Source organism: Arthrobacter sp. 135MFCol5.1 (genome assembly GCF_000374865.1).
In the GTDB taxonomy this organism is placed as follows: Bacteria; Actinomycetota; Actinomycetes; order Actinomycetales; family Micrococcaceae; genus Arthrobacter.
This window is the reverse complement of the sequence record NZ_KB895452.1, coordinates 549964-562696: the sequence shown is the minus strand read 5'-3', so window position 1 is coordinate 562696 and position 12733 is coordinate 549964. Positions and strand designations below refer to the sequence as shown.

Genomic DNA, 12733 nt, shown 5'->3' with positions numbered 1-12733 from the left:
CCGGCACTATCCCCGGAAGGAGGGTTATGGCAACGCCTACCAAGGTTTCAGCAGTAGCTGAGATCACTAACGATTTCAAGGAATCGAACGCCGCTGTCCTGACCGAATACCGCGGGCTCACCGTTGCACAGCTCAAGCAGCTGCGTGTTTCTCTCGGCCAGGACACCAAGTTCGCGGTCGTCAAGAACACCCTGACCGCCATTGCAGCCAAGGAAGCCGGCGTCGAAGCATTCGACGGCCAGCTTGCCGGCCCCACTGCAATCGCGTTCATCAAGGGTGACGCAGTTGCCGCTGCCAAGAGCCTGACGGATTTTGCCAAGGCCAACAAGCAGCTGGTCATCAAGACCGGTTACTTCGAGGGCAAGGCATTGGACGCCACCGAGGTTGCAGCCCTGGCTGCCCTCGAGTCCCGTGAGCTGCAGCTCGCCAAGGTTGCGGGCGTCCTCAAGGCACCCGCCGCCGCAGCTGCACGCATCATCGACGCACTGCGCCTCAAGCTTGAAGAAGAGAACGGTGCACCGGCAGCTGCCGAAGCGCCTGCCGCTGAAGAATCTGCTGACTCTTCAGCTGAAGCAGTAGCCGAGGCACCCGCCGAAGCTGCCGCTGCCGAAGAGAACTAATTCTCTTTACCCCACCAGACTCCGGTGTCAGGCCCGGCTCCGCGCCGCTTGGACACCACAACAGGAAGGACGCCAACCATGGCGAAGCTCAGCAACGAAGAGCTCATTGAAGCTTTCAAGGAACTGACCATCATCGAGCTCTCCGAGTTCGTCAAGCTCTTCGAAGAGACCTTCGAAGTTACCGCCGCTGCTGTTGCAGTTGCCGGCCCCGCCGGTGGCGGAGCTGCTGAAGAGGTTGAAGAGAAGACCGACTTCGACGTCATCCTCGAATCTGCCGGTGACAAGAAGATCGCCGTCATCAAGGAAGTTCGCGCCATCACCTCCCTCGGCCTCAAGGAAGCCAAGGACCTGGTTGACAGCGCCCCCAAGGCTGTTCTCGAAGGCGCCAACAAGGAAGCTGCCGAGAAGGCCAAGGAGCAGCTCGAGGCTGCAGGCGCCACCGTTACCCTCAAGTAACAACGCCTTTTCCTCGGGAAACCCCGCCCCACTGCGAGCCAGTTGGGCGGGGTTTCTGCTTTAAGCGGGCCCGAAGGGTCAGCCGGGATCTGAGATGTCGGCGACTACGGCATCCAGGGCTGCGGTCAGCGAGTCGGCGTCAACGAACGCACTGTAGCCGTGGGCTCCGGCGCCCATGGAGATCCTGCGCCCGGTGATCGTGGCGTCGGCATAGACAGGCCATGCCGTGGTGCTGCCCAGCGGCGTGATGGTGCCACGCTCGTAGCCGGTCGCTTTCAGGGCAACGTCTGCCGGTGGCAGCGAGAGCTTGTTGACGCCCAGCAGGGACCGGAGTTTCGGCCAGGAAATCTGCCGGTCGCCTGGAACCAGCGCGAACAGGAATGAACCGTCCTTGTGCTTGACCACCAGTGACTTCACAATGTCGGCCGGCGGGATGCCCAGGATATCGGCCGCTTCGGCGAGGCTGCGTGCCGGCGGACGTTCCACGACGTCAACGTGCAGGCCGCGCGCGGCGGCGTCGGCCAGGAAACGTTCCCGCCCGACGCCGTCCGTTCCGTTTGCGGTCAGGCCCGCCATTAGTCGCGGTAGAGCAGGAGCGCTTCGCCCTGCCCCCCTCCGCCGCACAGGGCCACCGCGGCCTTGCCCGTCCCGCGGCGCTTGAGCTCATGGGCGGCGTGCGCGGCCAGCCGCGCCCCGGAAGCCCCGATCGGATGCCCCAGGGCGATCGCCCCGCCATGGATGTTGCACTTTTCCAGGGGGTAGTCCAAATCCTTGAGCGACTGCACGGCAACGGAACCGAAGGCCTCGTTGATCTCGATGAAGTCCAGGTCGGCCGTGCCCCAGCCGGCTTTGCCGAGGGCATTCATGATCGCGTGCGAAGGCTGTGAATGCAGGGAGTTGTCCGGTCCGGCAACCTGGCCCGGCTTCCCGACGACGGCCAGGTACTCCAGGCCGTGTTCGTCGGCGTAGGCGCGGGAAGCGAGCACCAGTGCGGTGGCGCCGTCGGACAGGGGAGAAGAGTTGCCGGCCGTGATGGTTCCGTCCGTAACGAATGCGGCGCGCAGCCCGGCGAGCGACTCCACGGAGGTGTTGGGGCGCACGCCCTCGTCGGTGTCCACCACCAGTGGATCGCCCTTCCGCTGCTTCACGCTGACCGGGGCGATTTCGCCGTCGAACGTTCCGTTCTTTGCCGCGAGGGCCGCGCGTTGGTGGGACTGTGCGGCCACGTTGTCCTGGGAGGTCCGGTCGATGCCCAGGGTGAGGTTGCGCGTCTCGGTGGACAACCCCATGGACTCGCCGTCGAAGGCGTCGGTCAAACCGTCGTGGGCGGCTGCGTCCAGTGCCTGGATGGAGCCGTAGGTCCATCCCTGGCGGGACCCGGGGAGCAGGTGCGGTGCCCGGCTCATGGATTCCTGGCCGCCGGCCACCACCACGGCTGCTTCGCCGGCCCGGATCATGCGGGCGGCGTCGATCACGGCGGTGAGCCCGGAGAGGCATACCTTATTGACCGTCACGGCGGGGACGTTCCAGCCGATCCCGGCGCCGATGGAGCTTTGCCGCGCAGGGTTTTGGCCGGCGCCCGCTTGCAGTACCTGGCCCATGATCACGGCTTCCACGTCGGCTGCATCAATGCCGCTGGCCGCCAAGGCAGCCCTGATGGCGTGGGCGCCGAGGTCCACCGCCGTCAGGCTGGACAGTTGGCCGTTGATGCGGCCCTGCGGGGTCCGCGCTGCTGCAAGGATGACAACGTCACTGTTGTCAGGAGAGTTGCCCATGGTCATCACTTTCAATCCGGTTCAGGTGTAAGCCACCAAGGCTATCGTGAGCCTGGTCACCCATATACTCAAACGCCGAATCGTCTGTGTGCATTCCGGCGTCCCGGTTGCGGCAGGAATCCTCCCCTCCGGGCGGGAGGCCGCGGCAGGCGGGGGAGAGGTCCCCATCCCGGCATTGTGCACGACGGCGGCGGCTTGCGTAGGGTGGTGGGCGAGGCTTTCCAGGGGGACACCGGTTCCGGGGCCGTGACGGACGGAGCGAGAACATGAAGACGACATTTGCCGCAGCAGCCCTTGCCGCCGTTGCCGCGCTCACCGGCTGCTCGGTATCGACACCGTCGCCGGCGGACTCAACTCAGCCGTCCGCTTCGCCCTCGGTCCGGTCCAGCGATGGCAGCACGCCCCGTGCGTCAGCAACGTCAACAGGCGCCGGCAACGCGGCTGCGGGTACCAAGGAAGCCTGTGAGCTCTTCAACACATTGTTCGCGGACTATGCTGCCGTTTCCCCCACCGATGCAAAAGGCTACGAGGACGTCTACCTGAAGGCCCAAGATGCCAAAGCCACGGTTTCCGGCGACCTTGAGGGACTCTTCGCCTCGCTCAGCCTGCTTGCGATCGACCACTCGGCTGCCGCTGAGTCCGGCGGCACGCCCGCCCAGGAGTCCAAGGACGCCGTGCGTGACGCCGTCTTCGCCAACTCGGGAACCTGCACGGCGGAAGGCGTCACGCTGCGCCTGTAGGGTGCCCGGTGCACAGCGTGAAAACAGGTGCTTGCAATCCGGCCGGATGTGGGGTAGACACGTAGGTTGTTTTGCCGTATCGTAGATATTTGCGTCTTCCCTGTTTACCTTCAGCCTTCATATAGCGGTGGGCTTTGCCTGGCAGCTGGCAATAAACGTGCCGTGACAACGTCACAGCATCGTCAGCGCGGGTCCCGGGTCATATAGCGGAACCGGATGGTAGCGCTGCGGAGTCACTCCGCAGGGTGCACAGCGGGGGAGATCTGAAAACGCCTGAAGGTCTGTGGAAGGATCCCTCTTGGTCGCCTCGAGCACCTCTAATAACGAAACCGCTAACACCGCCGACAGCACTGATGGTGCCACTCGCCGGCTCTCATTCGCAAAGATTCACGAACCTCTTGACGTTCCGAATCTGCTTGCCCTGCAGACAGACAGCTTTGACTGGCTGGTCGGCAATGAGCGCTGGCAGGCACGCGTGGCAAAGGCTGTCGAAGAAAACGATCTCAGCGTCGCCACCACGTCCGGCCTGTCGGACATCTTTGAAGAGATCTCCCCGATTGAGGACTTCCAGGGCACCATGTCCCTGAGCTTCTCCGATCCGGAGTTCGCTGACCCCAAGTACACAATGGCCGAGTGCAAGGACCGGGACGCAACGTACTCGGCTCCGCTGTACGTGAAGGCCGAGTTCATGAACAACAACACGGGCGAAATCAAGCAGCAGACCGTGTTCATGGGCGACTTCCCGCTGATGACCGAGAAGGGTACCTTCGTGGTCAACGGCACCGAGCGTGTCGTCGTCTCACAGCTGGTCCGTTCGCCGGGCGCCTACTTCGAGCGCGCCGCTGACAAGACCAGCGACAAGGACATCTTCACCGCCAAGATCATCCCGTCCCGCGGTGCCTGGTTCGAGCTCGAGATCGACAAGCGAGACCAGGTCGGTGTCCGCCTCGACCGCAAGCGCAAGCAGTCCGTCACCGTCCTGCTGAAGGCCCTCGGCTGGACCGAAGGCCAGATCCTCGAAGAGTTCGGCCAGTACGACTCCATGCGGGCAACCCTGGAGAAGGACGCCACCGAGACCCGCGAAGACGCCCTGCTGGACATCTACCGCAAGCTGCGTCCGGGCGAGCCGCCCACCGTCGAGGCTGCCCAGTCCCTGCTGGACAACCTGTACTTCAACTCCAAGCGCTACGATCTGGCCAAGGTTGGCCGCTACAAGATCAACCGCAAGCTCGGCATCGACCGCTCCCTTGGTGACAAGGAAGCCTCGGTGCTGCACGTTGAAGACATCGTTGCCATGATCAAGTTCCTCGTCGCGCTGCACGCCGGCGAGAAGACCATCAAGGGCACCCGCGATGGCCAGGAAGTGGACCTGCGCGTCGAAATCGACGATATCGACCACTTCGGCAACCGCCGCATCCGCGCCGTCGGCGAGCTCATCGAGAACCAGGTCCGCACCGGCCTGTCCCGCATGGAGCGCGTCGTCCGCGAGCGTATGACCACCCAGGACGTCGAGGCCATCACGCCGCAGACCCTGATCAACATCCGCCCTGTGGTTGCAGCCATCAAGGAGTTCTTCGGAACGTCCCAGCTGTCCCAGTTCATGGACCAGAACAACCCGCTCTCGGGCCTGACCCACAAGCGCCGCCTGTCCGCGCTTGGCCCGGGTGGTCTGTCCCGTGACCGTGCCGGCATGGAAGTCCGTGACGTGCACCCGTCCCACTACGGACGTATGTGCCCCATCGAAACTCCTGAAGGCCCGAACATCGGCCTGATCGGTTCGCTGGCGTCCTACGGCCGGATCAACCCGTTCGGTTTCATCGAAACCCCGTACCGGCTGGTCAAGGACGGCGTCGTGTCCGACGACGTCCAGTACCTGACGGCCGACGACGAGGCCGAGGTGCTGATCGCGCAGGCCAACGCCCCGCTGGACGAGAACAACAAGTTCGCCGAGGACACTGTCCTGGTCCGTGCCCGTGGTGGTGGAGGCGAGCCCGTCCTGGTTCCCGCCGCCGACGTCGAGTTCATGGACGTCTCCCCGCGCCAGATGGTGTCCGTGGCAACCGCCCTGATCCCGTTCCTGGAGCACGACGACGCCAACCGTGCACTCATGGGTGCCAACATGCAGCGCCAGGCCGTGCCGCTGGTCCGTTCCGAGGCCCCGTTCGTGGGTACCGGCATGGAACGCGCCGCCGCCGTTGACGCAGGTGACGTTGTCATCGCCAAGAAGGCCGGTGTGGTCACCGAGGTTTCCGCCGAGCTCGTCATCATGCTCAACGACGACGGCACCGAGACCAACTACCGCATCAACAAGTTCGCCCGCTCCAACCAGGGCAACTGCTACAACCACCGCGTCCTGGTGAACGAAGGCCAGCGCCTGGAAGTCGGCGGCATCATCGCCGACGGCCCGGCAACGGACCAGGGTGAACTTGCACTCGGCAAGAACCTGCTCGTGGCATTCATGTCCTGGGAAGGCCACAACTTCGAGGACGCCATCATCCTCTCGCAGCGCATCGTTGCCGAGGACGTCCTCTCCTCCATCCACATCGAGGAGCACGAGATCGATGCCCGCGACACCAAGCTTGGTGCCGAGGAGATCACCCGTGACATCCCCAACGTGTCCGAGGAAGTCCTGGCCGGCCTGGACGAGCGCGGCATCATCCACATCGGTGCCGAGGTTGAAGCAGGCGACATCCTGGTCGGAAAGGTCACCCCGAAGGGTGAAACCGAACTGACCCCGGAAGAGCGCCTGCTGCGCGCCATCTTCGGTGAGAAGTCCCGCGAAGTGCGCGACACCTCCCTGAAGGTGCCGCACGGCGAGTCCGGCACCGTCATCGGCGTCCGCGTCTTCGACCGCGACAACGACGACGAGCTGCCCCCGGGCGTGAACCAGCTGGTCCGCGTCTACGTGGCCGCCAAGCGCAAGATCACCGACGGCGACAAGCTCGCCGGCCGCCACGGCAACAAGGGCGTTATCTCCAAGATCCTCCCGGTCGAGGATATGCCCTTCCTTGCCGACGGCACCCCCGTTGACATCGTCCTGAACCCGCTGGGTGTTCCGGGCCGCATGAACGTGGGCCAGGTGCTCGAAACGCACCTCGGCTGGGTTGCCAAGACCGGCTGGAAGATCGAAGGCGAGCCCGAGTGGGTCAAGCAGCTGCCGAACCTGCCGCGCGAGAGTGGCCCCACCACTGTTGCCACGCCGGTGTTCGACGGTGCCCGCGAAGAGGAAATCACGGGCCTGCTGGATTCCACCAACGTGACCCGTGACGGTGACCGCCTGATCAACTCCTCGGGCAAGACCCGCCTGTTTGACGGTCGCTCCGGCGAACCGTTCCCGGATCCGATCTCGGTCGGCTACATGTACATCCTGAAGCTCCACCACCTGGTGGACGACAAGATCCACGCGCGCTCCACCGGCCCGTACTCCATGATCACGCAGCAGCCGCTGGGTGGTAAGGCACAGTTCGGTGGCCAGCGCTTCGGTGAAATGGAAGTGTGGGCGCTCGAAGCTTATGGCGCCGCCTACACGCTCCAGGAGCTCCTCACGATCAAGTCGGATGACATCCACGGCCGCGTGAAGGTCTACGAAGCGATCGTCAAGGGCGAGAACATCCCCGAGCCGGGTGTTCCCGAATCCTTCAAGGTCTTGATCAAGGAAATGCAGTCGCTGTGCCTGAACGTGGAAGTGCTTTCCACGGACGGAACCACAATTGAAATGCGTGACTCTGATGACGCAGTCTTCACGGCTGCGGAAGAACTGGGCATCGATCTGTCTCGCGCAGAGCCCAGCTCCGTAGAAGAGGTCTAGCAGGAGGCTGACGACGGCGGGTGACCACCCGCCGTCGTACGCCCCCTCCCTCCTCCCGCACCCAGGGCGCCCGGTGGTTGAGCTGTCGAAACCCCGGCGCCGTCAAGACTTCAGAATTTAGAGAACAAGAGAGAACAGGGACCATATGTCCAGCGAATCCTCCTTCGGCCTCATGCAGATCGGCCTCGCCACCGCGGAAGACATCCGCGGCTGGTCGTACGGCGAGGTTAAGAAGCCGGAAACCATCAACTACCGCACGCTCAAGCCCGAGAAGGACGGCCTCTTCTGCGAGAAGATCTTCGGCCCGTCCCGGGACTGGGAGTGCTACTGCGGCAAGTACAAGCGCGTGCGCTTCAAGGGCATCATCTGTGAGCGCTGTGGCGTCGAAGTCACCCGCGCCAAGGTCCGCCGTGAGCGCATGGGCCACATCGAGCTGGCCGCTCCCGTCACGCACATCTGGTACTTCAAGGGTGTTCCGTCCCGCCTGGGCTACCTCCTTGACCTGGCTCCGAAGGACCTCGAAAAGGTCATCTACTTCGCCGCCTACATGATCACCAGCGTCGACGAGGCCGCCCGCCACGAGGAACTGCCCAACCTGCAGGTTGAGCACGACATCGAGAAGAAGCAGCTGATCGACAACCGCGACGCCGACATCGCCGCGATCGCCCGCGACCTCGAAGGCGAAATCGCACGCCTCGAGGGCGAAGGCGCCAAGGCAGCTGACAAGAAGAAGGCCCGCGACTCCGCCGACCGCCAGATGGCCAACGTGCGCAAGCGCGCCGACGCCGACATCGAGCGCCTCGAGCAGGTCTGGGACCGCTTCAAGAACCTCAAGGTCGCGGACCTCGAAGGTGACGAAGGCCTGTACCGCGAACTGCGCGACCGCTACGGCATGTACTTCGAAGGCTCCATGGGTGCCGAGGCCATCAAGAAGCGTCTTGAGAACTTCGACATGCAGGCTGAGTCCGACCTGCTGCGCGACATCATCGCCAACGGCAAGGGCCAGCGCAAGACCCGCGCCCTCAAGCGCCTGAAGGTGGTCAACGCGTTCCTGACCACCAACAACAGCCCGCTCGGCATGGTGCTCGACGCCGTCCCGGTGATCCCGCCGGAACTGCGCCCGATGGTCCAGCTGGACGGTGGCCGCTTCGCGACCTCCGACCTGAACGACCTCTACCGCCGCGTGATCAACCGGAACAACCGCCTCAAGCGCCTGCTTGACCTTGGTGCTCCGGAGATCATCGTCAACAACGAGAAGCGCATGCTTCAGGAAGCTGTTGACAGCCTCTTCGACAACGGCCGCCGCGGCCGTCCGGTCACCGGACCGGGCAACCGTCCGCTGAAGTCCTTGAGCGACATGCTCAAGGGCAAGCAGGGCCGTTTCCGCCAGAACCTCCTCGGCAAGCGCGTCGACTACTCCGGCCGTTCGGTCATCGTCGTCGGCCCGCAGCTGAAGCTGCACCAGTGCGGCCTGCCCAAGCAGATGGCCCTGGAGCTCTTCAAGCCGTTCGTGATGAAGCGCCTGGTTGACCTCAACCACGCCCAGAACATCAAGTCGGCCAAGCGGATGGTGGAGCGCTACCGCCCGCAGGTCTGGGACGTTCTCGAAGAGATCATCACCGAACACCCGGTGCTGCTCAACCGTGCACCTACCCTGCACCGCCTGGGCATCCAGGCGTTCGAGCCGCAGCTTGTTGAAGGCAAGGCAATCCAGCTGCACCCGCTGGTTTGTGGCGCGTTCAACGCAGACTTCGACGGTGACCAGATGGCAGTCCACCTGCCGCTGAGCCCCGAAGCGCAGGCTGAGGCCCGCATCCTGATGCTGTCCTCGAACAACATCCTGAAGCCCTCCGACGGACGCCCGGTCACCCTGCCCTCGCAGGATATGATCATCGGCCTCTACCACCTGACCACCAAGCGCAAGGGTTCAGCCGGCGAAGGCCGCATCTTCGGTTCGGTTTCGGAAGCCATCATGGCGTTCGACGCCCGCGAGCTGCACCTGAACTCGCAGGTCAAGATCCGGCTCGAAGGCTTCGTGCCCTACGCCGGCTGGGAAGCTCCGGAAGGCTGGGAGCAGGGTCAGCCCGCTCTCGTCCAGACCTCCCTGGGCCAGGTCCTCTTCAACGAGACCCTGCCCGAGGACTACCCCTGGGTCGAGGCTGTTGCCGACAAGGGCGAGCTGTCCCGGATCGTCAACGACCTCGCCGAGCGCTACCCGAAGGTGGTCACCGCGGCAACGCTGGACAACCTGAAGGACGCCGGTTTCTACTGGGCCACCCGCTCAGGCGTCACGGTTGCCATCTCCGACATCGAGGTCCCGGCTGCCAAGCCGGAAATCCTTGCCGGTTACGAGGAACGGGCCGCCAAGATCCAGGGCCAGTACGACAAGGGCCTGATCGACGACGACGAGCGTCGCCAGGAACTGATCGAGATCTGGAACAAGGCCACCAACGACATCGCCTCGGTGATGCGCGAGAGCCTGTCACCGATGAACACCATCAACCGCATGGTGTCCTCCGGTGCACGTGGTAACTGGATGCAGGTCCGCCAGATCGCGGGTATCCGTGGCCTGGTGGCCAACCCGAAGGGCGAGATCATCCCGCGCCCCATCAAGTCCTCCTACCGTGAGGGCCTGTCGGTGCTGGAATACTTCATCGCCACGCACGGTGCCCGTAAGGGCCTGGCCGATACCGCCCTGCGTACCGCCAACTCGGGTTACCTGACCCGTCGCCTGGTGGACGTCTCGCAGGACGTCATCGTCCGTGAAGAAGACTGCGGCACCGAGCGCGGCTTGGTCACGCCCATCGCCGTCGCCGATTCCAACGGTGAGCTCGTCCTGGACGAGAACGTCGAGAACAGCGCCTACGCCCGTACGCTGGCCGTCGACGTCGTGGACTCCGAGGGCAATGTCCTCGCAGCCGCCGGCACCGACTGCGGCGACGTCGTCATCGCGGAACTCTTCAAGGCAGGCATCACCGAGGTCAAGGTCCGCTCGGTCCTCACCTGTGAGTCCAGCGTCGGCACCTGCGCCCTGTGCTACGGCCGTTCGCTGGCCACCGGCAAGACCGTGGACATCGGCGAGGCCGTGGGCATCATTGCCGCACAGTCCATCGGTGAGCCCGGTACCCAGCTGACCATGCGTACGTTCCACACCGGTGGTGCAGTTTCCGCCGGCGGTGGCGACGACATCACCCAGGGTCTGCCCCGTATCCAGGAGCTCTTCGAAGCCCGTACTCCGAAGGGTGTCGCGCCGATTGCCGAAGCAGCCGGCCGCATCACCATCGAAGAGTCCGAGCGCCAGATGCGCCTGGTCATCACCCCGGATGACGGAACGGAAGAGATCGCTTACCCGGTCCTGCGCCGTTCACGCCTGCTCATCGAAGACGGTGACCACGTCACCGTTGGCCAGAAGCTGATCAACGGTCCCGTGGACCCCAAGCAGGTCCTGCGCATCATGGGTCCGCGTGCCGCCCAGAAGTTCCTGGTGGACGAGGTCCAGGGCGTCTACCGCAGCCAGGGCATCGGTATCCACGACAAGCACGTCGAGGTTATCGTCCGCCAGATGCTGCGGCGCGTCACGGTCATCGAGTCCGGTGAATCGGACTTGCTGCCCGGCGAGCTCGCCGAGCGGAGCCGGTTCGAGGAGGCCAACCGCCGCGTTGTGTCCGAGGGCAAGACTCCGGCTTCCGGACGTCCTGAGCTCATGGGCATCACCAAGGCGTCGCTGGCCACCGAGTCCTGGCTCTCGGCCGCTTCCTTCCAGGAGACCACCCGCGTCCTGACGCAGGCGGCCATGGAAGGCAAGAGCGATCCGCTGCTTGGCCTGAAGGAGAACGTCATCATCGGTAAGCTGATCCCCGCCGGCACGGGCCTCCCGCGCTACACGGAGGTCACGGTCGAGCCCACTGAAGAAGCGAAGGCCAACCTGTTCACCGGCCCCAGCGCATTCAGCGATTTCTCGTACGACACCCTGGGCGGTGACGGAGCTCCCGAGTTCCACGCCATCCCGCTGGATGACTACGACCTCGGCAACGACTTCCGCTAACCAGCAGAAGCCGGCTTAGCCGAAAGGGATGGTCCCGCACCGCACGGTGGGGGACCATCCCCCTTTAACCCGTCGATTAAGGCCTGGACACTGTCCGTGGTAGACTGGTTACCAATTGTTATTGTGGCAGTGGATGAGTGCGCCGGTATCAGCTGAAAGGCTGGGCCAGAGCGACGTTTCCGGTTTGCAGGGTTCTTGTGCAACGTATGCCACATTTTTGCATGCCTAGGGACTGATGGGATCGCAAGCTCCTTCCCGGTATGCGATCCGACTATTAAAGGCTTCGCCTTCGCCGCCATGAAGATCCTCTTCAGGGCTCGGGCGGCGGGGCAACGCAACAAGAGAGTGGCCGGAAACAGCCACTCCGGATAAAACGGAGAACACGAGAGTGCCTACGATTAACCAGCTGGTCCGCAAGGGCCGCACGCCTAAGGTCTCAAAGACCAAGGCTCCCGCGCTTAAGGGCAGCCCCATGCGCCGCGGTGTTTGCACCCGCGTTTACACCACCACCCCGAAGAAGCCGAACTCGGCTCTGCGTAAGGTGGCGCGTGTTCGCCTCAACGGCGGCGTGGAAGTTACCGCCTACATCCCCGGTGTTGGCCACAACCTGCAGGAGCACTCCATTGTGCTCGTCCGCGGTGGTCGTGTTAAGGACCTCCCCGGTGTCCGCTACAAGATCGTCCGTGGCGCCCTTGATACCCAGGGCGTGAAGAACCGTAAGCAGGCCCGCAGCCGCTACGGCGCAAAGATGGAGAAGAAGTAATATGCCTCGCAAGGGTCCGGCCCCCAAGCGGCCGCTCGTTTCGGATCCGGTTTACGGCTCCCCGCTGGTAACCCAGCTCATCAACAAGGTGCTTGTTGACGGCAAGAAGTCCACTGCAGAGCGCATCGTCTACGGAGCCCTCGAAGGCGCACGCGCCAAGTCCGGTGGCGACCCCGTCGCAGCGCTGAAGAAGGCCATGGACAACGTCAAGCCTTCGCTTGAAGTTCGCTCCCGCCGCGTCGGTGGCGCCACCTACCAGGTCCCGGTTGAGGTCAAGCCGGGCCGCTCCACCGCACTCGCCCTGCGCTGGCTGGTTGGCTACTCCAAGGCCCGCCGTGAAAAGACGATGACCGAGCGCCTCCAGAACGAAATCCTGGATGCGTCCAACGGTCTCGGTGCCGCTGTGAAGCGTCGCGAAGACACCCACAAGATGGCCGAGTCCAACAAGGCCTTCGCACACTACCGCTGGTAATACTCCCCGGGCGCCGCCGGCTCAACAGAGCCGGCGGCGAACGTGTAGTCCATC

At 64.0% G+C, this 12733-nt stretch carries 9 protein-coding genes; 7 read left to right on the top strand and 2 right to left on the bottom strand.

What is annotated here, in order from left to right; all coding sequences use genetic code 11:
* The first annotated feature begins 26 nt into the window (after nt 1-26).
* Nucleotides 27-620 (top strand): 50S ribosomal protein L10, encoded by a 594-nt coding sequence (rplJ, locus tag C563_RS0102570; RefSeq protein ID WP_018760468.1) that lies wholly within the window; start codon nt 27-29, stop codon nt 618-620.
* Nucleotides 621-698: 78 nt separating this feature from the next.
* Nucleotides 699-1076, top strand: a complete 378-nt coding sequence (rplL, locus tag C563_RS0102565; protein ID WP_018760467.1) for a 50S ribosomal protein L7/L12 — start codon at nt 699-701, stop codon at nt 1074-1076.
* A gap of 78 nt (nt 1077-1154) precedes the next feature.
* Here rplL and C563_RS0102560 read toward each other — a convergent pair whose 3' ends face one another.
* Together C563_RS0102560 and C563_RS0102555 are read right to left on the bottom strand one after the other, a co-directional pair.
* On the bottom strand, nt 1155-1652 hold the full coding sequence (locus C563_RS0102560; RefSeq protein WP_018760466.1) for an aminoacyl-tRNA deacylase: 498 nt from the start codon (nt 1650-1652) through the stop codon (nt 1155-1157).
* Entirely contained in the window at nt 1652-2851 is a 1200-nt protein-coding gene (locus C563_RS0102555; RefSeq protein WP_026264303.1) for an acetyl-CoA C-acetyltransferase, read from the bottom strand. Before C563_RS0102555 ends, C563_RS0102560 begins: the two co-directional genes overlap by 1 nt.
* A 266-nt stretch (nt 2852-3117) precedes the next feature.
* Between C563_RS0102555 and C563_RS0102550 the strand changes: the two genes are divergently transcribed.
* From C563_RS0102550 to rpsG, 5 genes are all read left to right on the top strand, one after another.
* Nucleotides 3118-3591, top strand: coding sequence for a hypothetical protein (locus C563_RS0102550; RefSeq protein ID WP_018760464.1), 474 nt, complete (start codon nt 3118-3120; stop codon nt 3589-3591).
* Nucleotides 3592-3889: 298 nt separating this feature from the next.
* The gene (gene rpoB / locus C563_RS0102545; RefSeq protein WP_018760463.1) at nt 3890-7399 is read left to right on the top strand and encodes a DNA-directed RNA polymerase subunit beta; all 3510 of its coding nucleotides are present in this window, start codon (nt 3890-3892) and stop codon (nt 7397-7399) included.
* Between the two features lie 145 nt (nt 7400-7544).
* The gene (locus tag C563_RS0102540; protein ID WP_018760462.1) at nt 7545-11444 is read left to right on the top strand and encodes a DNA-directed RNA polymerase subunit beta'; all 3900 of its coding nucleotides are present in this window, start codon (nt 7545-7547) and stop codon (nt 11442-11444) included.
* Between the two features lie 388 nt (nt 11445-11832).
* A complete protein-coding gene (gene rpsL, locus C563_RS0102535; protein ID WP_009358312.1) occupies nt 11833-12207 on the top strand; it encodes a 30S ribosomal protein S12 in 375 nt (124 codons plus the stop codon).
* A 1-nt stretch (nt 12208) separates the two neighbouring features.
* A complete protein-coding gene (rpsG, locus tag C563_RS0102530; RefSeq protein WP_003803829.1) occupies nt 12209-12679 on the top strand; it encodes a 30S ribosomal protein S7 in 471 nt (156 codons plus the stop codon).
* Nucleotides 12680-12733 lie beyond the last annotated feature (54 nt).